The sequence below is a fragment of the Picosynechococcus sp. NKBG15041c genome (assembly GCF_055380235.1).
In genome coordinates this window covers 1,017,551-1,039,402 of record NZ_AP040363.1, presented here as the reverse complement: position 1 = coordinate 1,039,402, position 21,852 = coordinate 1,017,551, and the positions used below count along the sequence as shown (strand labels likewise).

Below are 21,852 nucleotides of genomic sequence, written 5' to 3'. Positions count from 1 at the left end.
TTGGATACTTTTCGTCTCAAACGGTTTGATCAAATTGTCCTAGTCTGCCTGTTCTGCCTGACATGCCTCGTGGTTTCATTATGGGGCTTGGGCGATCGCACCTTGACCCATATCAAAGCCTTCAACTGGGAAGGGCGACAAATCGGCGTCTCAGATCGGCAGCTCCAATTATCTTTTAACCAAGCCATTGACCCAGCAGTCGTCACAGAAAATTTCACCATTGAACCTCCCCTGTCGGGACGATGGAGTTGGGTTGGGAAAAATTTTTTCTATACCCTTGATGAACAGCCAATCTATGGCCAGGACTACCAGCTAAGACTGACTGAATCCAGCATAGAAGGACCAACATTTGAGCCATTTTTGAGTCGAATTAGAAGTCGCGACCGGGCCTTTGCTTACATTGGTACAGAAGATACAGACCGGGGTCGATTGATTTTATATAACTTCACGCAACAGCAAAAAAGCATCCTTACTCCGGCAGATCTGATTGTTCTTAACTTTGATGTGTATCCCGATGGCGATCGCCTTCTTTTTTCTGCCCTCCCCCGACGGGGTAACGCCCAAGCGCAGCTAGGAGACCAGCAGCTTTATACCGTCACCACTGGCTTGAATTTTCAAGGGTCAGAAGCTGAAACAATACCCGCTGGGCAAATTCAACCCATCCTGAACGCCGAAGATTACCAGAATGGCCCCTTTCAGCTCGCAGACAACGGCGATCACATCATCATTCAACGTACCAGTCGTGAAGACCCCCGCGATCGTGGCCTCTGGGCGATCGAAAGAAATGCGACCCCCAGAGCTCTAGGAGTTTTAGCAGATGAATTCCTCCTGGCCCCCAATGGCGACGTTGTGGCTGTGTCCCAACGCCAGCAGCTATCCCTTGTGCCTCTCCGACGGAACAGTGGCGCAGTCCAAACAAAGGAAGAATTTACTAAACTCCTTGCTTTTTCTCCCGACCAGAGCCAACAGGTCGCCTTGCGAGAAGAGAACGGCGTTTATTCCCTACATCGTTTAAATCCCCAAGGGGAAGCCACTGAAATTCTTCGGACTTTGACGCCAATTGTCGATTGCCGCTTTGAACCCCGAGCCGCAGAACTCCTTTATTGCCTCAAAATCGACCAAAATCAAACCATGGGGCAAGTGACGGAGGAACCTTTCCTCAGTGCGATCAATCTCAATACCGGTGAAGAAACAGCTCTTTTAGCGCTCCCTAACTATCGCGATGTGAAGCTTAGCGTTGCCGCCGATGGAGTTGCCCTGTTGTTTGATCAAGTGGTGACGACGCAGCCAACGCCTACCAGCGATCTTTTGACAAATGACGGTTTGGCTGTGGAAGGAGGACGTCTTTGGATCTTGGCTCTGCCAGAACTAAGCAATGATGCGGCGCTACAACCAGTCCCCCCGGAATCTCTAATGCCAGGCTATCAACCCCAATGGATTCCTTAGCTTCTAACGCTTTCTCTGGCTTATCCTGGCAGGCAATCCCTGCTGCTACGAAATTTTAGGATTATTTTTATTGAGTACCATGACCAGCATTGATCGTCTTGCTTGGGTTTTAATTTTAATTTTTAGCCTCCTGATTGGGTTGGGCATCGGCGGAGAGCAAGTCTGTGGGGTTGACTGCCCTATTAATACTGGGCCTCGGGTACGGGAATTTTCTTGGCAAGGGCAACGGATCGGCGGAGAAGATGTTGCCTTCATCATGACTTTTGACCGACCCATGGATGCGGCAGGGGTTGAGGAGAATTTGGTGATCGACCCACCTCTCCCAGGAAAATTTAGTTGGGCCGGGAAAAGATTGGCCTATACCTTACTAGAACCAGTTCCCTATGGCCAGGAGTACCAGGTAACGCTGCGAGGAGCTCAAGAACGGTTTGCGGCATCAGGGTATCTGGGGAAGACGATGCAACCGTTTTCAGGAAGCTTTCAAAGTCGCGATCGCGCCCTGGCTTATATCGGCACGGATGAAACCCAGGAGGAGAAAGGACGGCTGATTTTGTATAACTGGACCCGGGATGAAAAACGCATTTTGACGCCAGCGAATCTGGTGGTCTTAGATTTTCAGGTCTATCCCCGGGGGGAAGCGATTTTGTTTAGTGCAGTAGACCGGATGCGCCCAGCGGAAGGGATGCAAGACAGTCAGATCTATCGGGTTAAAACGGGCCTTGGGGAAGAAACTGAAGCACCTGATTTAGAGCTGGTGCTGGATAATCGCACTCACCAAAATTTACAGTTTCAACTGGCAGCCGATGGGGAGGCGATCGCCGTGCAGCGGGTCAATCGTGCTGATCCGGGAGATTTTGGGCTCTGGGTGGTTACCCCAGGGGAGCCGGCCCAACCACTGGGTTTAACGGGTGGTGATTTTGCGATCGCCCCCGACGGTAAAACCATTGCCCTCCCCCAGGGAAGAGGCATTGCGATTTTTTCCCTAGAAGATATCCAAGAAGAACCCCTCGACTTTTTACCGCGCTTTGGGCAAATTGTGACTTTTTCTCCAGACGGCAGCACCGCGGTATTAGTGGACTTCAACAGTGACAATCTGGATTTGCGCTACCAGCGCTCACTTTATCTGGTAGACAACCGCGACCGGGAGCAAAAGGTGTTAGATACTGATGGCTCCATAGTGGACTGCACCTTTAATCCGAGGGAAACCCAGCTCTATTGCCTTGTGACAGAGCTCATGCCTGGGGAGGACTACCAAGAACAGCCCTATTTTGCCCAAATCAACCTAGAAAACAATGAGGTAAACCGCTTGGCTGAATTGACCCAGTTCCAAGATGTGGAGCTGAGCATGGCTCCCGATGGTCTCGGCTTACTGTTTAGTCAAGTGGTGACCGATGCAAGCAACTTAGAGGAACCCTTCTTCCGAACAACCTCCGGGGAAGCGATTGCCGGCGGCCAACTGTGGCTCCTGATTCCTGGGGCGACCCCAGAGGAAACCCAACTGGAAATCTTACCTTTTGCGGGGGTTTACCCCCACTGGTTGCCCTAAAAAAGTCACCTTAGAGGATCTGGGAAGCCCGTTCTGCCAGGGGCGATCGCTCTCCTTTGATTAGGGTAATGTGACCGGCGATCGCCTCCTGCTTAAATTTTTCCACCACGTAGGTCAGGCCATTACTAGAGGCATCCACGTAGGGATTATCAATTTGCTCCACATCCCCCGTCAGGATAATTTTGGTCCCTTCGCCGGCCCTAGTGAGGATCGTTTTAACTTCGTGGGGCGTGAGGTTTTGAGCTTCATCGACGATCAAGATCTGCTGGGGAATGGTTCGGCCTCGGATGTAGGTGAGGGGTTCAATCTGGAGCACTCCCAACTCCATCAATTCCTCATAACCCCGTCGCCAGTGGCGCGGTTTATTGCGGCTGTCTTGGGTGTGGAACATCAAATCTAAATTGTCGTAGAGGGGCTGCATCCAGGGGGTGAGTTTTTCTTTAATTTCCCCCGGAAGATAACCAATATCCTTGCCCATGGGGATGATGGGGCGAGAAATGAGCAGTTGGGTATAAAGCCTTTCTCCGGTGACTTTGGCAACCCCAGCAGCAAGGGCCAGGAGCGTTTTTCCTGTACCAGCTTTCCCCACCAGGGTCACCAGTTGGATGTCATCCCGCAGGAGTAATTCCAAGGCAAATTTTTGTTCTCGGTTGCGGGCCTGAATATTGGACACTGGGGCGGCGGTGGCTTTTTGGATCGCCACTACTTGCTTGAGGTCATAGCGATAAATCCCTAGGGCGGTGTGGGCTGGCTTCGTGCGATCGCCTAGGGTAATCAGTTGATTTGGGTAAAGGTCTTCTGTCAGGGTGAGGACACCGTCTTTGTAGAATTGGCTGATGTGTTCTGGGTCCACGAGAATATCCGCCGTACCAGGATAAAATTCATCGAGGTTGACCTTGCCCGTTTCATAGTCTTCAGTGGTCAGCCCTAGCACCCCCGCCTTAATGCGGAGGTTTGTGTCTTTACTCACCAAGATCACTGGACATTGGCATTTTTCCTGTTCCGTGAGAGCCACCGCCAAAATCGCATTATCACTGGAGGCCCCTGCCAATTCTGGAGGGAGAGTTTTGAGGATTTCTGGTTTACATAGGGCCACCCTGAGCAGCCCCCCTTGATCAAGGTCAATACCTTGGGTGAGAGATTTTCCTTGACTAAGGGCATCGAGGCTCCGGGAGACTTGACGGGCATTACGGCCAATGGAATCGACTTGTTTTTTGAAGCGATCTAACTCTTCAATTACTGTGATTGGCAAAACCACTTCATTATCTGCAAAGGAGAGAATGGCCTGGGGATCATGGAGAAGGACATTCGTATCCAGGACAAAGATTTTTTTCATGGCGATCGCCCCACTGGGTAGCCTATGATTCTATCGTCCTGCTTTTGGGGGCTTCTTGTTAGTTTTGCAATAAAAATTTGTGCGCATTCAAACGCGATCAATAATTTTGACAACCAGGTTATTTCACAATTTTTTTTCTGTAGATCTGAGCGCTATGCTTAAAAAAATGGGCTCAAAAAACCAGAATGTCCCTGCACCCAACGGAGCTATATGACTGCGATCGCCACAGTCACTGAACTGATTATCTATCCGGTAAAATCCTGCGGAGGGATTTCCCTTAACAGCGTTGTGGTAGAGCATGAAGGATTTCAAGGCGATCGCCATTGGCTGATCGTTGATCCTACGGGGAAATTTCTCACTCAACGGCAATATCCCCAACTGGCCCGGGTCAAACCCCAACTGGATGATCAGTATTTAAGTCTTACCTTTGATGGTGGGCCGCCGCTCAAACTCAGCCGTAATGCCCCAGGGCCATTGATCCCCGTGACGATCTGGAGAAATCAAGTCCAGGCGATCGACCAGGGGCCAGTAGCAGCGGCGTGGTTCTCGGAGATTTTGCAAACCCCCTGTCGCCTCGTGCGCCAATCCCCTGATCAGCCGCGTCCCCTCAACCCCAAGTATGCCCTCTGGAAAAATCAAGCCGTGAGCTTTGCCGATGGCTACCCAGTGCTATTGACCAATACCGCTTCTTTGGACTTACTTTCAGAAAAATTGGGAACACCAGTGCCGATGAATCGCTTTCGGCCCAACCTGGTGGTAAAAACGGATATTCCCTTTGCGGAAGACCATTGGCAAAGATTGCAAATTCGTGATGTTCCCTTGGTGATGGCCAAGCCCTGTGAGCGCTGCATTGTGATCACCACCGACCAAAATACAGGCGATCGCCACCCAGCCCAGGAGCCCCTCCGCACCCTAGGCACTTTTCGCCGCACCGAAAAAGGGATTCTGTTTGGGATCAACCTGATGCCCACCCAGCAAGGCCGGATTTCTATAGGCGATCGCGTCGAAATTAACCCTTAGACTTTCAGGCAACGAATCGCTTCTAACATCCCCCGCGCTTTATCGAGGGTTTCTTGGTATTCCCGTTCGGGGTCAGAATCGGCGACAATCCCCGCCCCGGCTTGCACCGAAACTTGGTGGTGATTCCCTTGCGATCGCACAATCATACTGCGGATGGTGATCGCCGTATTCAGTTGCCCCTCGAAGTCATAGTAACCATAGACCCCGGAGTAGGGGCCGCGCCGTTCGGGTTCTAGTTCGTTAATGATTTCCAAAGCGCGAATCTTCGGGGCACCGCTGACAGTTCCGGCGGGGAAACAAGCTTGGAGTAGATTCCAGGCCGATTGGTCAGGGGCCAATTCTCCCACCACGTTACTGACGATATGCATCACGTGGGAGTAGCGCTCAATCACCATCAAATCGCCGACGGTTACGGAGCCTTTTTCACAGACCCGGCCCAGGTCATTACGGCCTAGATCCACTAGCATCACGTGTTCCGCAATTTCTTTGGGATCGGCGAGGAGGTCTTTTTCGAGGGCTAAGTCTTCAGCGGGGGTTTTTCCCCGGCGTCTGGTGCCGGCGATCGGCCGTAATACTGCCTGGAGTTTCCCTTCTGGGGTTTGTTCGGCCTTGACCATAATTTCGGGGCTAGAGCCGATCAGTTGCCAATCGCCAAAATTATAAAAAGACATGTAAGGAGAAGGGTTGATCAACCGTAGGGAACGGTATAGATCGAAGGGGTGCCCTTCGTAGCTGGTTTGGAGGCGCTGGGATAAAACGACCTGAAAAATGTCCCCAGCCTTGATGTATTCCTTCGCCTTGTTAACGTTCTGGCAGAATAAATCCTTGGGGGTATTGCTTTCATACTTGAGGGATTCGCCTTCGGGATTTGCCAGCCATTCCAAGGGTTTCGCCGCCACTGGTAAAGGCAATTTGAGCTTGAGGACTAACTTGGTGACGCGATCGCAAGCATTTTGATAGACATCTTCTAAGGAAAGGGCTGGGTCACGCAGATCGGCGTAGGTGATCGCCCAAATTTTCCGCTTCACCTGGTCGAAAATAATCAGGCTATCGATCTGCATCCAGAGGCCATCGGGTAAATCCTCGCTGGCGCGGTCATAGACGGGCACACGGGGTTCAATCCAGCGCATCAACTCATAGCCCCACATGCCAAAGAGTCCCCCAATACCCGGTGGTAGTTCCGGCAGTTGGACAGGTTTAATGGTGGCTAAACATTGGGTCAACACATCGAAGGGGTTGCCCGTAAATTCTTTGAGATCACCCGTGCGAAATTTCTGCACCGTGCGATCGCCTTGATTTTCTAAGATCCAAACGGGGTCACAGCCCAGGAAGCTGTAGCGGCCAACATTTTCGCCCCCCTCGACAGATTCCAATAGAAAATTGTAGGGCTGGTCTGCACAAACCTTATACCAAGCCGACACTGGCGTTTCGAGATCCGCCACCCACTCCTGATAGACCGGAATAAAATTACCCTGTTGACTGAGATGCCGAAACTGCTCGAAATCAGGAAAAATCATAGGAAATGCGTCGGTCGCTTGGGGTTATGGGGCCGCCGAGACGGTGAATAGAAACGAAATAACTAAAACTGAGACGTGACTAGACACAAAGAAGCGGAAGCCATTTGTTCAGCTTTTCATCATAACAGACTTTCTTCATGGGGCTGGGCGATCGCCACTGGCCGAGAAAGTCTAGAAATCACGAAACCTAAACTGTTTGAACTTCCGCCTAATCTCTGTTGAAGAGAAGACCTAAGCTTCGTAGGGAGCTACGCCAGAAAATTTCAGGGTTGCTGGCTCGGGGTTTTTACCGATATTGCGGTCAACTTTACCGTGATACTCACGACCTTCATTTACCTTCTCGGAGGGAACACCATCGAGGGGATAGAGGAACTGAGTTTCACCAGAGGGGAAAATACGATAGATCTTATAGTCGGTGATCTTGGGCTTAAATTTAGTTTTTAGCTGAGTACCGAGGGCGAGGCACTGCTCCTTGCGGGCAAAGTACATCAAGTTGTCGCCTTCGTTCATGATTGCAGCACCACCGGTGGGCAGTTCAAAGGCTTGTTCCTTCGCACTGGACCAGGTAATGGCGTATTTCTCCTCCCGTTCTGCAGCGGCGAGAAGACCACCCGTGCTGCCACCGAATTTCGGTGTTTTTCCAGTAAGCTCGTTAGACATGCTCAAAAATCTTTATTAAATAAAGGGTGTTTCGCAAATGCTATCACCAGACCCCTACGCCATAGATCAAGTGTCAAGAACTGTAACAGTTATTTCCGGCTGATCTGGGTTGCTAGTAACGAATTTTTCCATCTTTTGGGGATTGTTGATTGGGGGCTGGTGTGGTGTAAAAAAGCTTTGGGGAATTGCTATTAGCCTTGTTGAAAATGCCTTGATTTCTGGTAAATCTGCGGTTAATAGAGGGTTTGCATTAATTGTTTTTGGAATTTCTGGGTGAGGGGATGGGTAGAGCCCAGGAGGTTGAAAATTGCCACCATCGCTTTGCGCCCCCCATCGTCCTGGTAGCGACGATCGCCCGCGACGATTTCTAGGAAAATCAACAGGGCTTCTTCGTAGTTTTCGGCGAGGGCCAGTTGGGCGGCTCTGATGTATTTTCGGTCCAGATCGCTGCTGGGTTCGATTTGACCGATGCCCTGGAAGAAAAGTTTGCCCCGCAGCTGCTCGGCGATCGCCTGGTAGTCAGCTTGGTCTGGGGGAATTGTATTCAGTAACCGGCTGGCTTCCTCTGGTTTCTGGCAATGGAGAAGAAATTCGGCAGCGGCAAGGATTACCTTTGGGTGCTTTGGATAAGCGGAAAATAGTTCATCCAGGTAGGTCTTGGCCTGGGCTAACTCTCCGGCGGTTTGTAGGTCTTTAAGCTGGGCGATCGCCCCGTCGAGACTAGATGGCACCCCGAGATTTTCGAGAATTTCCCGGATCTGCGCTTCGGCGATCACCCCCACAAACCCCGGAATCACCTTCCCTTGGGTGACAACGCGTACATCAGGCACCCCTTCGACACCATATTCATGCGCTAGCTCTGGATTTTGATCAATGTCTACCAGGGCCAAGGTGAAATCATATTCCTGGAGTAATTTCTGCAGGAGAGGTTTTAAGATTTGGCAGGGGCCGCACCAGGTAGCAAAAAAATCCACTAAGACTGGTTTTTCCTGGGACGCCGCCAGCACTGCCGTGGCAAAATTTTCCCGATTGACAACTACACTTTCCGCCATTTTGACACTCTTGACATTACTGGGATTTTTTTATCTTAGGGGATTACCTGGGCGACCGAGAAGCTAGTTAAGTTGCCTTAAGGGTGCGGAAAAATTAGGGTCCAGTGGCGTTCCGAAGACTGGTAAATGTGGGCGTTAGCTAAACCGGTGGCCTGGGCGATCGCCTGAATTTCTCCGAGGGTAAAGGCGGCATGGAGAGAATCCCAAAAGAGTTGCCGTTGGCGATCGTCAAAACCTGGCCCCTCGGCGGCAGCGACAATCTGGTCAATTTCAGCAACACTCCCAGGACGAAATAAATCCCGGAGAATGATCGCCCCCTGGGGTTTTAACAAGCGGGCCATTTCCCGAAAACAGGGCAGGGGGTCGGGTAAATGGTGGATCAGGCTGTTGGACATAATCACATCAAAACTGTGATTGGGCCAGGGCAGATGTTTTGCATCGGCCACGATCAGCTCAATTTGTGCACCTAAGCCTGCCGCTGCCACATTTTGCTGACCCAAGGCCAACATCGATGGCGCTAAATCTGTGCCTTTAATGCGCCACTGGGGACGCTGTTGCCCCAACAAGATCGGAATCTGCGCTGTCCCTGTACCTAAGTCAAGCACTAGAGCTTCTTCCTGAGGATAGGTCTCAGCCACGAGATCGGCAAAAGCTTGATTGACTGCCCGAAAATCCATCGCATCGTAGGCGATCGCCTCGGCGGGATCATCCATGACCTCTGGTTCTAAAATTCTGATAAGCGCCATTTTTCTCCTCAAAACTCCCAAAAATATTTTTAGAATAACGAAGCCAAATTTCTAATCTCAAACAAAATTCGTTACACTGCCCATGGCAATTCTTCTTTCACCATTCTTTTAACCTTGACCCTGTTTTCTCGTCTCCTCAGCATCTCTAGCAGCGCTGTCCTATTGGGCCTCAGTGCTTGCCAAAACGTCGACCCGGCGATTTCTGGTTGTCAGACGCTCCTCACGACCATTCAGCGTACCGTTAACGAAGCTAAAACCCTTGTACAAGACGAACCCGTAGACGGTGTTTCCCAAATTTTTTACGCTGAACGCTGGCTCCAAGCGGCAGATGCGCTCACCATCGGGGCGGAGGCGATCGCCCAACTACGTCTTCGAGATGCTGAGCTGAGAACTTACCAGACCCAAATCAGCGAAATTTATCAACAGCAGGCCGAAGCGACCTATGCCATGGTTAAAGCGCGCCAGGACAAAGACTTAGAGGCGGCCCAAGCTGCCCAGACGCTCAGTCAAGCGGCGGGTTCCCAGGAGGAGAGCACCGGTCAGGCCCTTGATCAATATTGCCAAAGTAAATACCAAGCCCATCACGGATCAGGCTCACCCTAGGGACTGTTTGCGGGCGATCGCCTGACTCCCGCTATCCTGAGGCAAACCGAGGGGACGGATTACCTGATATTTCCGGGCCTGCTCTTTTTCTTTCAAGATTGTGTAGTCTAGCCAGTGAATGCAGTCCACAGGGCAGGTGTCGATCGCCTCTTGGATCACCTCTTCTGAATCTCCGTCCTGACGATAGGCCCGGGCCCGGCCATGTTCTTCTTCCACATAGAAAGTATTTGGGGCAGTGTGGGCGCAGTGGCGACAACCAATACAGGTAGTTTCATCGACATACACTCCCTTTTGGCGTAACAATCCGCCCAACTCTGGTTCAAAACCAGACCGTCCCGCATCATTTCTTAAAAAGCCCCCCAACTCCGGTTCAAAACCAGACCGTTGGGGGGTGTTTTCTGGGGTCATCGATTAGCTCCAGCGTTGGACAACCAGACGGATAGATCCATCTTCGTTTTGCTGCTGTTCGCTGACTTGGAAACCCTGCTGGCTGGTCTCACTGAGAATGGTGTGGTAGGCATACCCCTGGGTAATGCGTTGCAAAAAGCCGTCTACGGTTAGGGGCTGCTGCCAATATTGCAGATCGGCAACAAGTTCGTATTCCTGGCCGTTCCAGCTAAAGCCAATGTCGTAGTTATTCTCTTGTTCGATCACAACTTCGGCAGTGCGGCGATCGCCTTGATAACCACGAACAGCGCTGGGCCCTTCCTTCCAGTCGATATTCATATCCTTGAGGGCGGCCTTGAGGGAAGTTAGATTACGAATTTTTGTTTTGATGTTGCTGAAATGGGACATAAGCTTGGGTGGGGCATTTGGTAGAGGTTTTCAAAAAAATCACCAACTGCTCTGGACGGGGTTGCTCGTCTCGGCAGATTGGTTGACGGTTTGGGTGAAATAGTCAGAGGTGGGCTCTTGGGAGAGAACAACCCCCAGTTCCTTTTCAATTGCAGCGGTCACTTCTTGGCATGAAGACCCAACAATCCCCGTGACCTTCTCTTGGACACGGCCATCGGGGTAGATGATAAATTCTAATGTCTCCATGGTCATGGGTGCGCTTCCTCATTGGCATGGTCTGAAAGTTTGCGGGTAGGCGCGGTACAAAATTGCGGATTTTTGCCCTTAACTTTCGAGCACATTTATGTTTACAGCAGTTTAACAAATCTCGACAATGGGAGGGTAGCTTGCCCCCCGAAATTGTAAGATTCTTTTCATTTTTGACAGCGATAGGATGGCCTTTTTTTGTGGTTGCTGGGCGATCGCCGCCCTGGAAAATTTTGCGCAGTCACCGTCTTTTAGGGCTTAGGCAAAGAAAATCTCTCCCCAAAATTGGATACAATCAGCGATCATTTTCGTCTGGCGAAATTATTTCGAAATTATTTGGTATGGCTCAAGCGCTTGTCATTGGGATTGGTCGTTCGGGAATTGCGGCGGCACGGCTATTAAAACAGCAAGGTTGGGATGTAGTGTTAGGCGATCGCCAAACCAACGCAGATCTTGTTGCTGTCCAAACAGAGCTCGCTGCCCAGGGAATCTCCGTTCAGCTTGGTTACACCCCGAATTTAAGCGGTGATCAGCCAGATCTCATTGTTGTCAGTCCGGGAGTTCCTTGGGATCTTCCTTTTTTACAACAGGCCCGTGCCCAAGGGATCGATACCATCGGCGAAATGGAACTGGCCTGGCGAAATTTAGCCCACAAACCCTGGGTCAGCGTGACGGGCACAAATGGGAAAACCACCACGACTGCCCTGGTGGAAGCCATTTTCAAAAAAGCTGGCTGTGGTGGCCCCGCCTGTGGCAACATCGGTCGGGCTGCCTGCGAATTAGCCTTGGCGGAAACGACCCCAGATTGGATTGTGGCAGAAATTAGCAGCTATCAAATTGAGTCTGCGCCGACCCTGCGGCCCCAGATCGGCATTTGGACGACCTTTACCCCCGATCATCTGGCTCGCCACTATACCCTCGAAAATTATGAGACGATTAAGGCTTCATTATTAAAGCGTAGCCGCCGTCAGGTGTTGAACGGGGATGATCCATTTCTGCGATCACAGGCAGAAAAATGGCCCGATGCCTATTGGACGAGTGTGCGGGGGGCGGAACATCTCCCCTGTGATCCGGCTCGGGGAGTATTTATCCAGGATGCTTGGGTCAAGGCTTTTGGGGAATTGATCATGCCGATCTCTCTCCTGAAGATGGTGGGAGAACACAATCTCCAAAATTTATTGTTGGCGATCGCCGCTGCCCGTTTAGCCAATGTTGACAAGGGGGCAATCACCGAGGCGATCGCCACATTCCCCGGCGTACCCCACCGCTTGGAATTAATATGTCAACACCAGGGCGTTGCTTTCATCAATGACAGCAAAGCGACCAATTATGATGCCGCCGAAGTGGGCTTAAATGCCGTTGCGGCCCCAGCGATCCTCATTGCTGGAGGCGACCCCAAGGAAGGGGACCCCAGCCAATGGATCGCAAAAATCAAGGAAAAAGCCGCCGCTGTTTTACTCATCGGTGATGCTGCCCCCCAGTTTGCCCAATTACTCCAAGATCATCACTATTCCCAGTATGAAATTGTGGAAACCCTCGACCAGGCGATCGCCCGCAGTGTGACGCTGATTCCCCAGGTCAAACCCAAAGTTGTGCTCCTTTCTCCGGCCTGTGCCAGCTTTGATCAATATCGGAGTTTTGAGGAACGGGGCGAGCATTTCCGTCGCCTCTGCCAAACTCTCAATGGGTAAGAAAAAATACTCAAATGCCCTCTCAAAAAATCATAAAAATCATACTTATTCAGGGATTTATCAACCATTGAACTGAAGTACGCTTAAATACTTAAGAATGACTTTTATCATGGACCTTAGGTAGATCAAAGTACCATTTTGATTGCGATTTAAAGGTCTGACCATTCATTGTTTTTTGACTGGGCAGCATGATCTATTTTTTCCGGTTATCTCGCCGTCGGTGGCTGCAATTATTGGCTTTAAATATTGGTTTGGCGATCGCCTATATTTGGGCTGCTAAGATCAGCCTTGTTTTTACCACCTTGCCGGGAACTGTTGCCTCAGTCTGGCTACCATCAGGGTTGACCCTGGGCCTAATTTTACTCTTTGGCAATCAAATTTTGCCGAGCATCGCCCTCGGCTCCTTCGGGATTATCTCCGTTGATTTACTTGCACGGGACCCAAATATTAGCCCCGCTGCTTTTTTTTGGGTCAACTTTGGTTGCATTGCCGCAAATCTTGTTCAACCTTATCTAGCTCAGTTCATTCTGGATAAATATATCCACAAGCAACAATTTTTTAGCCGCGTGCGCAATGTCTCCATTTATATTGCGGCGGCGGCTCTATCCCCTATGGCTTCTGCCTTTATTGGCATTACCAGCATCATTTTAGCTGGACGACTGGAGTGGTCAGATTATCCCTTGAGCTGGTTTACCTGGTGGTTGGCAAGTACCCTTGCCCACTTGATTTTCACCCCAGTCATTCTCTTAGGAAAAGAATTTTTTACCCAAAAAATCAAATATGGTCTGGTGGAATTAATAGTTATCCCTTCCCTTATTGGAGGAGTCAGTTGGGGCGTTTTTATTCAGAGTGAGCCGATCGCCTATTTACTGCTACTGATTTTGAACTGGACTGTCTTCCGCTATGGCGCCTTTATCTCTAGTGTATTGGTTAGTATGGTTTCCCTTTTGGCAATTTACGCCACAGCCCATGGTTTAGGGGCTTTTGTTTTAGATACCCAAAACCAATCATTGCTCTATTTACAGTCTTTCATGGCCGTTTTTGCCTTAAATTCCCTGCTGCTGTCCGCAGCTGTTGACGAGCGGAGCCAAGCCCAAGCTTCCCTCAAAAAAGCCCTAGATAATTCCACAAAACTTGTTTTAGAACGGACAAAGGAGCTGAGACATAGTGAAGCCCTTCTGCGCCACACAAACCGAGAACTACAAAAATTAGTTCACCTAGACGGCCTTACCCAAATCGCCAATCGGCGCTGTTTTAACCAAAGACTGACCGAAGAATGGCTGCGATTACGACGCGAACAAAAATCCCTTGCGTTGCTGCTGATTGATGTGGATTACTTTAAGCGCTACAACGACTTCTATGGCCATCAGAAGGGTGATGAATGTCTCTGGAAAATTTCCCAGGCAATTAAATACACCCTCCAACGACAAACAGACCTGGTGGCCCGCTATGGTGGCGAGGAATTTGTGGTGATTTTACCTGACACAGATCAGCAGGGGGCAACGGTCATTGCCAAACGAATCCGGCGCACAGTCCTCAACCTTGAAATTGCCCACGAAAATACAGATAATGACCATCGAATCATTACTGTTAGCATTGGCGCATTTAGCGGTATCCCCCAAGAGCAAACCCAGGCAGCTTCATTTTTAGAACAGGCAGACCAAGCCCTTTACCTAGCCAAACAACAGGGACGCAATCGCATTGTCGTTACTGGAGGACTGCCTTCTGTGTGAAATGAAGTGCTACCGACGCCCATTTAATAATATGTAAAATATTGACCTCCGCTGCCGCAGCGCGGATCTGAGGCTTTTGATTGTTTTTGCTGACCTAAAGTCAGTTTTGAAAATTTAAGCCTAGATTAATTGTCATTTATCAGCATCTTGCTGTTGATTAAAAGTCTGTTAAGCTGTGGCCAGGCGATCTCTGACAATGACCCAACCGTCTATAATGTGGGATGATTTTAACAATTTGCTTGAATTTTAAGCATTTTGTTTGATTTGATACCCGATACCCCCTCTAACGTGATCCTTTTCTACAAACTCGGGAAGATGTACGGCGTACCATGACCCCCAAGGGCATATTCTCGGGAGTACATACCATGCACACATTTTTTTAAAGCATTAAATTCAAGAGACCTAAGGAGTTGAATCCATGAAAATTATTGTTCTGGGTGGAGATGGGTTTTGCGGTTGGCCCACAGCGTTGCACCTATCGAAAGCAGGTCATGATGTTGTGATTGTTGATAACCTTTCCAGAAGAAATATTGATACGGAACTGGAAGTGGCATCACTGACGCCGATTAGCCCGATGTCGGTCAGGCTCAAAGCATGGAAAGAACTTACTGGCAAAACAATTCAGTTTTTTAACTTCAATATCGCCCATGAGTATGATCAGCTCCTGAAGCTATTTGTGGACTATGAGCCAGATGTGGTCGTCCATTTTGCTGAACAACGGGCGGCCCCCTACTCAATGAAATCTGGGAGACACAAGCGTTACACCGTTGATAATAATCTCAATGGTACGAACAATGTCCTCTGTGCGATCGTTGAATCTGGTCTTGATATCCATGTGGTGCATTTGGGTACGATGGGCGTCTATGGCTATGGTACGGCGGGCATGAAAATTCCTGAAGGCTACTTAGATATTCAGGTGGTTACTGAGGAAGGAAAGGTGATTGAGAAGCAAATTCTCCACCCGGCTAATCCTGGTAGCATCTACCACATGACAAAAACCCAGGATCAACTCTTTTTTGCTTACTACAACAAAAATGACCAAGTCCGGGTCACGGATCTGCACCAGGGAATTGTGTGGGGAACAAATACAGCGGAAACGGCGCTAGATGAACGGCTAGTCAACCGCTTTGATTATGACGGGGACTATGGCACAGTTCTAAATCGTTTTTTGATGCAGGCAGCGGTGGGTTATCCGCTCACTGTCCATGGTACGGGTGGCCAAACCCGCGCATTCATCCACATCCAAGATACGGTGCGTTGTGTGGAATTGGCGATCGCCAACCCGCCGGCGAAGGGGGAACGGGTGAAAATCTTAAACCAGATGACAGAGACCCACCGGGTTCGGGACTTGGCCCAGATGGTGGCAGATATTACTGGGGCAGAAATTCAATATCTGGAGAATCCTCGTAACGAGGCTGCAGAAAATGAATTGTATGTGGAAAATCGTTGCTTCTTAGATATGGGCCTCCAACCGACAATGCTTAATAAGGGTTTGATGTTGGAAGTGACCGAAATTGCGAAGAAATATGTGGACCGTTGCGATCGCAGCAGAATTCTTTGTACTTCTAAGTGGAATCAGGGTGCTACGACCCAAGACCATGTCAAAGTTCCCGCCCAAGTGTAAGTCAAAATCATCACGGTCATAATTGAGGAAAGGGTTTACGCTCGTCAGTAAGCCCTTTTTTGTGACCAAAAGCCAAAAAATCCAAAATAAAAAAGAAGACTTCCAGGGCGAACCATAGAAGTCTGTTGGGATTTGCATGTTGGTGATGGTAACCAGCTGCAAAACTGTGATTAAGCAAAAATTTACAGCTTGTTGAGGTTAAGGCCAGCTTCTTTAGCCATTGCATCAATGCCCTTCTTTTCGAGGGATTTGATTGCTTTGGTGGAAAGGCGCAGACGCACAAAACGGTTGCCTTCGGGCCACCAAACTTTTTTCCACTGGAGGTTAACTTCTTGTAATTTTTTGGTGCGGCGGTGGGAGTGGGAAACCGCCATGGCGTTATTCGCCTTTTTGCCGGTAATCTGGCACTTACGAGACATACAAAAGAGCTCCTAGCAATTTTTATAATAAGTAATCCAATCTACAATCATAGTGCATTAACGAAGCGAGGCCAAATCTATGGAACGCGGAAAACTCACCGCCATTATCACCGGGGCAATTTCTCTTTTTTTGGCGATCGCCTATCTGTTACTCGTCCAGATTCTGGATTTCCGGGGAGAAATGCTACCGGCACCCCTGTTGGAAATGCTGCCCAGTCTCCCCAGGTTCTTCGGTTTTATCTTCTAAGCTGCCTTGGCGATCGCCTGGCCTTGGGTGAGGAGTTCCAGGGCCGCTTGATATTGCAAGTCCGCTTCCGTCGCCATCATCCGGTAAGGAATCGGGTCTTGGGGAATGACCTCATCGGGCAAAATCCCTAATTTATTGATGTCATGGTGCAGTGGTGTTTCATACTTAGCAACAGTAACCGCCATCCCGGCCCCATTCGGCAATTCAAACAGCGATTGGATTAAACCCTTACCAAAAGTCTTTTCGCCGATGAGTAAAGCCCGCCCATTGTCCTGGAGCGCCCCGGCTAAAATTTCACTGGCGCTGGCAGTGGCCTGGTTGACCAATACCACTAGGGGAGCGTCAGTGAGAGGATGGCCCGTCGCGCCGTAACTTTCAAAGATTCCCTGGCGATTAACGGTATAAACGATGGTTTCCTGATCGAGCCAAAGCCGCGCAATTTCAATCCCGGCCTGGAGTAAACCCCCCGGATTATTCCGCAGATCAAGGATGTAACGGTCGGCCCCCTGACGTTGGAGCTGATCGAGAGATTTACTGATTTCTTCTGTGGCGTTGGCGCTGAACTGGTTCAGCCGAATATAGCCAATCTTCTCGCGATTTTTTTCTTCTAATTTGGCATAAACAGGATTGAGGGCGATGGTGTCACGGGTGACTTTGACAGTACGGATAGCCTCAGTTTTCGCCGATTTCACCGTTAGGGCAACGGTCGTCCCTTTTTTGCCACGCATTCTGGCGGCGGCCTCGTCTAGACCGATATTTCTAATGTCCACTCCATCGATCGCCAAAATTTGATCCTTCGTTTCAATGCCTGCCGCCTCTGCGGGGGAACCGGGCAGGGGCACGATGACTTCTAGTAGATCAGTCTCTGGATTGATATTGATCTGTAAACCCACCCCAGACAGTTCCCCTGAGGTACTTACTTTGAGACTCCGATACTGTTCGGGGCGGAGTAGGCGCGTGTAGGGGTCGTCCAGCAGCGCTAACATTTCCGTCACTGCTTCGTAGGCTTGTTCTTGGGTATTGAGGGGCCGTTTGAGAAATTTCTGACGAATTACCCACCAGTTCTGGCCGTTAAAGGTTTCATCCACATAGGATTGGCTGACATAGCGCCAGGCTTGCAACAGTAAATTTTGTTCGTCGGTGAAGGCGATCGCCCCATCCATCGGCCCAAAGACCATCCCAAAAACCAGCAATACACCGCAAACACCCGCCCAGAACTGTTTTCTCAGCATTCGTAAGGTTTTATGAAAAATACTTGACTATTCTTAAAATAATAGACAATTTCTGTAATATTTGGGATGTTTTCACCGCTTTACTGGCTTTGTGGATCGTTCGTTAGGCGATCGCCCCCTTGTTTAATCACCCCAGATTGATTGTGACAATTTCCGCTAAAAGGCTTGATAATCCCGTAACGTCGCCACCTGACAGAACAAGCTATGTTACATTCTTGTAAAGAGATTTTTCGTTTCTAATCAGGCTTCATGTTTACAAAAGAAGTTACCGACTCCAAGTTATATAAGTGGTTTAACGAACGACTAGAAATCCAGGCAATCTCCGATGATATTTCTAGTAAATACGTTCCCCCCCACGTCAATATCTTCTATTGTCTGGGCGGCATTACCCTTACCTGTTTTATTATCCAGTTCGCCACTGGCTTTGCAATGACCTTCTACTACAAACCTACCGTAGCAGAAGCATTCACGTCTGTGCAGTACATCATGAATGAAGTCAACTTCGGTTGGCTGATTCGTTCGATCCACAAGTGGTCGGCGAGCATGATGGTCTTGATGATGATCCTCCATATTTTCCGCGTCTATCTCACCGGTGGCTTCAAGCGTCCCCGTGAATTGACTTGGATTACTGGTGTGGTCATGGCTGTTATTACCGTTTCCTTTGGTGTGACTGGCTATTCTCTCCCTTGGGACCAGATTGGTTACTGGGCGGTGAAAATCGTTTCTGGTGTACCTGCTGCAATTCCCGTTGTTGGGGATTCGATGGTTGAGTTGCTCCGGGGCGGCACAAGTGTTGGTCAAGCGACCTTAACTCGCTTCTATAGCCTCCACACTTTCGTATTACCTTGGCTCATTGCGGTCTTCATGTTGGCCCACTTCCTCATGATCCGTAAGCAGGGTATTTCTGGTCCTTTGTAAGGATCATTTTTTCGTTTGCTCAAAACAACATTCCTGTTGAGGAGAACTTTTACTCATGTCTATCATGAAAAAGCCGGATCTCAGCGATCCAAAACTCCGGGCAAAACTGGCTCAAAACATGGGACACAACTACTATGGTGAGCCGGCTTGGCCCAATGACATTCTTTTTACCTTCCCCATCTGTATTGCGGGAACCATCGGTTTGATCACTGGTCTGGCGATTCTCGACCCGGCAATGATCGGCGAACCGGGTAACCCCTTTGCGACTCCCTTGGAAATTTTGCCTGAGTGGTATCTGTATCCTGTCTTCCAGATTTTACGGATTCTCCCTAACAAACTCCTTGGGATTGCTTGTCAAGGGGCTATCCCCCTTGGCTTGATGATGGTGCCTTTTATTGAAAGTGTCAACAAATTCCAAAACCCCTTCCGTCGTCCTGTGGCAATGACTGTTTTCCTCTTGGGAACGGCCATTACCCTCTGGCTCGGTGCGGGTTCTTGTTTCCCCATCGATAAGTCTCTGACTTTGGGCCTGTTCTAAACTACATCCCTAATTTCTCGGACTCATTCTTATTTTTCATCCCTAAAAATCATGGCGATCGCCCCCCTTTGGCTCCGGCTAGAGTTAGGCGATCGCTTTTTGCATGTCTATCAGTATTTCCAGACGAAAGGGCCGTCAGTAAAAGAGTCAGTGGCATGTATGATTTAGGCTGTGCAATATTCCTGTGAAACGACGCCCAAGCGATATGAGTAATCAGACCTCGAAAATCACCTACACTTTTACCGACGAAGCTCCGGCCCTGGCGACCTATTCCCTGCTCCCCATTGTGAAAGCCTTTACGACGGCGGCGAATATCGAGGTAGAAACGAAGGATATATCTCTTGCTGGGCGGATCCTCGCCAATTTTCCGGAATATTTAACCGCCGATCAGCAGCAGCCCGATGACCTGGCAGAACTAGGCGATCTGGCAAAAACTCCTGACGCTTACATCATCAAATTACCAAATATCAGTGCCTCCATTCCTCAATTGACGGCGGCGATTAAAGAATTACAGAGCAAAGGTTACAACATTCCTGACTATCCCGCCGACCCTAAAACGGATCGCGAAAAAGCAATTAAAACGAAGTATGCCAAGGTGCTCGGCAGTGCGGTAAACCCCGTTTTGCGGGAAGGTAATAGCGATCGCCGGGTCGCTGCCGCCGTCAAAGAATATGCCCGCAAAAATCCCCACAGCGTCGGGGCCTGGAGTCAAGCGTCTAAATCCCATGTGGCCCATATGACCGCTGGGGATTTCTATGGCAGCGAAAAGTCTGTCGTCCTTGAAACGGCAGGCAGCCTCAAAATTGAACATCAGGCCGCCGATGGTACGGTCACTGTCCTGAAGGAAAATATCCCTGTTCTCGCTGGGGAAGTGGTCGATGCAGCGGTGATGAGCGTTCAAGCATTGCGGGCCTTCTATGAACAAGAAATGGCCGCCGCTAAGGCCGAAGACATCCTCCTCTCACTTCATGTGAAGGCAACGATGATGAAGGTATCTGACCCGATTCTCTTTGGCCATGCGGTCACTGTTTACTACAAAGACGTTTTTGAAAAGTACGCAGCAACCTTCGCCCAGCTCGGGGTCAATCCCAACAATGGTATTGGTGATGTGTATGCCAAAATTACGAGCCTTCCTGAGGCACAACAAAAGGCGATCGCAACGGATATCCAGGCAGTTTACGAGAAGCAGCCCCGCCTGGCGATGGTCAACTCTGACAAAGGCATTACGAATCTCCATGTGCCCAGCGATGTGATCATTGATGCGTCTATGGCTGCGGCTATTCGCACCTCCGGCAAAATGTGGGGCGCTGATGGCAAAGCCCACGACACCAAGGCGATGATTCCTGACCGTTGCTACGCCACCATGTACCAAGCTTGTATCGAGTTCTGTCAGGAACATGGCGCTTTCGATGTCACCACCATGGGCAGCGTCGCCAATGTGGGATTAATGGCGAAAAAAGCCGAAGAATACGGCTCCCACGATAAAACCTTTGAAATTGCGGCCCCTGGCATCGTGCGAGTCGTGGCAGAGAATGGCGCGGTATTGATGGAACATCCGGTCGAAAAAGGTGATATCTGGCGCATGTGCCAAACCAAGGATATTGCCGTCCAGGATTGGGTGAAATTAGCGGTTAATCGCGCTCGCATTACTGGCAACACAACGATCTTTTGGCTCGATGAAAACCGCGCCCACGATGCCAACATTATCGCTAAGGTGAAACAATACCTCCCTCAGCATGATACGAGCGGTTTAGATCTGCAGATTTTGCCCCCGGTCGAGGCGATGAAATTGACCTGTGCCCAGATCAAAGCAGGTAAAGATGTGATTTCCGTGACAGGGAATGTGCTACGGGATTATTTAACGGATTTATTCCCGATTCTCGAACTGGGCACCAGCGCGAAAATGCTTTCCATTGTGCCCTTGCTCGCTGGCGGTGGCCTATTTGAAACTGGGGCGGGCGGTTCCGCACCAAAGCATGTGCAACAGTTCCTCGAAGAAGGTCATCTCCGCTGGGATTCCCTAGGGGAATTTTTGGCGATCGCCGTCGCCCTCGAAGACCTGGGCCGGAAAACGAATAATCAGAATGCCCTGGTGCTGGCAGAAGCTCTGAATAAGGCCAATAGCCAATACCTCAATAACGACAAATCTCCCTCCCGCAAGGTGGGCGAAATTGATAATCGCGGTAGCCATTTTTATCTGGCGCTCTATTGGGCCCAAGCGTTGGCAGAACAGAATCAAAGCCCAGAACTGAAGGCGAAATTTGCCCCCCTCGCCCAAGTCCTTACCGCCAACGAAGGGACGATTGTGGCAGAACTGCAGGCAACCCAAGGGCAAGCCATTGAGATTGATGGATATTATCTTTCTGAACCGGAGAAAACCACCCAAGCGATGCGTCCTAGCCCGACTTTCAATCAGGCGATCGCCCTGCTGACTCCAGCTTAAAACTGTATCGATGATTCAATATTCTTTCTACTATGAAAGA

The 21,852-nt window shown here is 49.8% G+C and carries 21 protein-coding genes; 11 read left to right on the top strand and 10 right to left on the bottom strand.

What is annotated here, in order from left to right; genetic code table 11:
• The first annotated feature begins 69 nt into the window (after positions 1-69).
• Together ACZ45B_RS05110 and ACZ45B_RS05105 are read left to right on the top strand one after the other, a co-directional pair.
• Positions 70-1,446, top strand: a complete 1,377-nt coding sequence (locus tag ACZ45B_RS05110) for a hypothetical protein (protein ID WP_236612360.1) — start codon at positions 70-72, stop codon at positions 1,444-1,446.
• Positions 1,447-1,525: 79 nt separating this feature from the next.
• Entirely contained in the window at positions 1,526-2,992 is a 1,467-nt protein-coding gene (locus ACZ45B_RS05105; protein ID WP_024544604.1) for a TolB-like translocation protein, read from the top strand.
• Positions 2,993-3,002: 10 nt separating this feature from the next.
• Here ACZ45B_RS05105 and ACZ45B_RS05100 read toward each other — a convergent pair whose 3' ends face one another.
• Positions 3,003-4,328: a PhoH family protein gene (locus tag ACZ45B_RS05100; protein WP_024544605.1), complete on the bottom strand. Its 1,326-nt coding sequence runs from the start codon at positions 4,326-4,328 to the stop codon at positions 3,003-3,005.
• Between the two features lie 210 nt (positions 4,329-4,538).
• Between ACZ45B_RS05100 and ACZ45B_RS05095 the strand changes: the two genes are divergently transcribed.
• On the top strand, positions 4,539-5,348 hold the full coding sequence (locus tag ACZ45B_RS05095) for an MOSC domain-containing protein (RefSeq protein ID WP_029681606.1): 810 nt from the start codon (positions 4,539-4,541) through the stop codon (positions 5,346-5,348).
• Here the strand turns inward: ACZ45B_RS05095 and ACZ45B_RS05090 are convergent.
• The 4 genes from ACZ45B_RS05090 to ACZ45B_RS05075 all read right to left on the bottom strand — a co-directional run bounded on the left by ACZ45B_RS05090 (position 5,345) and on the right by ACZ45B_RS05075 (position 9,323).
• Complete coding sequence (locus tag ACZ45B_RS05090; protein WP_024544607.1) at positions 5,345-6,865, bottom strand: anthranilate synthase component I family protein; 1,521 nt, start codon at positions 6,863-6,865, stop codon at positions 5,345-5,347. The two genes, ACZ45B_RS05095 and ACZ45B_RS05090, sit on opposite strands and share 4 nt — an antisense overlap.
• 231 nt (positions 6,866-7,096) lie before the next feature.
• Positions 7,097-7,525 (bottom strand): photosystem I reaction center subunit II PsaD, encoded by a 429-nt coding sequence (gene psaD / locus ACZ45B_RS05085; protein ID WP_024544608.1) that lies wholly within the window; start codon positions 7,523-7,525, stop codon positions 7,097-7,099.
• 233 nt (positions 7,526-7,758) lie between these two features.
• The gene (locus tag ACZ45B_RS05080) at positions 7,759-8,577 is read right to left on the bottom strand and encodes a tetratricopeptide repeat protein (protein WP_024544609.1); all 819 of its coding nucleotides are present in this window, start codon (positions 8,575-8,577) and stop codon (positions 7,759-7,761) included.
• Positions 8,578-8,654: 77 nt separating this feature from the next.
• Positions 8,655-9,323, bottom strand: a complete 669-nt coding sequence (locus tag ACZ45B_RS05075) for a class I SAM-dependent methyltransferase (protein ID WP_024544610.1) — start codon at positions 9,321-9,323, stop codon at positions 8,655-8,657.
• A 114-nt stretch (positions 9,324-9,437) separates the two neighbouring features.
• Between ACZ45B_RS05075 and ACZ45B_RS05070 the strand changes: the two genes are divergently transcribed.
• Positions 9,438-9,926, top strand: a complete 489-nt coding sequence (locus ACZ45B_RS05070) for a hypothetical protein (RefSeq protein ID WP_024544611.1) — start codon at positions 9,438-9,440, stop codon at positions 9,924-9,926.
• Here the strand turns inward: ACZ45B_RS05070 and ACZ45B_RS05065 are convergent.
• The 3 genes from ACZ45B_RS05065 to ACZ45B_RS05055 are packed head-to-tail and all read right to left on the bottom strand — an operon-like array spanning position 9,918 to position 10,973.
• Positions 9,918-10,334 carry a ferredoxin gene (locus ACZ45B_RS05065; RefSeq protein ID WP_024544612.1) on the bottom strand — a complete coding sequence of 139 codons (417 nt, stop codon included), beginning with the start codon at positions 10,332-10,334 and terminating at the stop codon, positions 9,918-9,920. The two genes, ACZ45B_RS05070 and ACZ45B_RS05065, sit on opposite strands and share 9 nt — an antisense overlap.
• A gap of 3 nt (positions 10,335-10,337) precedes the next feature.
• Positions 10,338-10,721 carry a DUF1257 domain-containing protein gene (locus ACZ45B_RS05060; RefSeq protein WP_024544613.1) on the bottom strand — a complete coding sequence of 128 codons (384 nt, stop codon included), beginning with the start codon at positions 10,719-10,721 and terminating at the stop codon, positions 10,338-10,340.
• Positions 10,722-10,760: 39 nt separating this feature from the next.
• Complete coding sequence (locus ACZ45B_RS05055) at positions 10,761-10,973, bottom strand: DUF2997 domain-containing protein (protein WP_024544614.1); 213 nt, start codon at positions 10,971-10,973, stop codon at positions 10,761-10,763.
• 335 nt (positions 10,974-11,308) lie between these two features.
• Between ACZ45B_RS05055 and murD the strand changes: the two genes are divergently transcribed.
• The 3 genes from murD (at position 11,309) to ACZ45B_RS05040 (ending at position 16,015) form a co-directional block, all read left to right on the top strand.
• On the top strand, positions 11,309-12,658 hold the full coding sequence (gene murD, locus ACZ45B_RS05050; RefSeq protein ID WP_024544615.1) for a UDP-N-acetylmuramoyl-L-alanine--D-glutamate ligase: 1,350 nt from the start codon (positions 11,309-11,311) through the stop codon (positions 12,656-12,658).
• A 188-nt stretch (positions 12,659-12,846) separates the two neighbouring features.
• A complete protein-coding gene (locus tag ACZ45B_RS05045) occupies positions 12,847-14,391 on the top strand; it encodes a sensor domain-containing diguanylate cyclase (protein WP_029681608.1) in 1,545 nt (514 codons plus the stop codon).
• A 418-nt stretch (positions 14,392-14,809) separates the two neighbouring features.
• A complete protein-coding gene (locus ACZ45B_RS05040) occupies positions 14,810-16,015 on the top strand; it encodes an NAD-dependent epimerase/dehydratase family protein (RefSeq protein WP_024544617.1) in 1,206 nt (401 codons plus the stop codon).
• A 182-nt stretch (positions 16,016-16,197) separates the two neighbouring features.
• Here the strand turns inward: ACZ45B_RS05040 and rpmB are convergent, their stop codons facing one another.
• Entirely contained in the window at positions 16,198-16,434 is a 237-nt protein-coding gene (rpmB, locus tag ACZ45B_RS05035) for a 50S ribosomal protein L28 (protein ID WP_024544618.1), read from the bottom strand.
• A 79-nt stretch (positions 16,435-16,513) separates the two neighbouring features.
• Between rpmB and ACZ45B_RS05030 the strand changes: the two genes are divergently transcribed.
• On the top strand, positions 16,514-16,681 hold the full coding sequence (locus tag ACZ45B_RS05030) for a hypothetical protein (RefSeq protein WP_024544619.1): 168 nt from the start codon (positions 16,514-16,516) through the stop codon (positions 16,679-16,681).
• Here the strand turns inward: ACZ45B_RS05030 and ctpA are convergent.
• Positions 16,678-17,913 carry a carboxyl-terminal processing protease CtpA gene (ctpA, locus tag ACZ45B_RS05025; RefSeq protein ID WP_024544620.1) on the bottom strand — a complete coding sequence of 412 codons (1,236 nt, stop codon included), beginning with the start codon at positions 17,911-17,913 and terminating at the stop codon, positions 16,678-16,680. The two genes, ACZ45B_RS05030 and ctpA, sit on opposite strands and share 4 nt — an antisense overlap.
• Positions 17,914-18,162: 249 nt before the next feature.
• Here ctpA and petB point away from each other — a divergent pair, with 249 nt between their 5' ends.
• The 3 genes from petB to ACZ45B_RS05010 all read left to right on the top strand — a co-directional run bounded on the left by petB (position 18,163) and on the right by ACZ45B_RS05010 (position 21,812).
• Complete coding sequence (gene petB, locus ACZ45B_RS05020) at positions 18,163-18,831, top strand: cytochrome b6 (protein WP_024544621.1); 669 nt, start codon at positions 18,163-18,165, stop codon at positions 18,829-18,831.
• 55 nt (positions 18,832-18,886) lie between these two features.
• A complete protein-coding gene (gene petD, locus ACZ45B_RS05015; protein ID WP_024544622.1) occupies positions 18,887-19,369 on the top strand; it encodes a cytochrome b6-f complex subunit IV in 483 nt (160 codons plus the stop codon).
• A 205-nt stretch (positions 19,370-19,574) separates the two neighbouring features.
• Entirely contained in the window at positions 19,575-21,812 is a 2,238-nt protein-coding gene (locus ACZ45B_RS05010; RefSeq protein WP_024544623.1) for an NADP-dependent isocitrate dehydrogenase, read from the top strand.
• Positions 21,813-21,852: the final 40 nt, after the last annotated feature.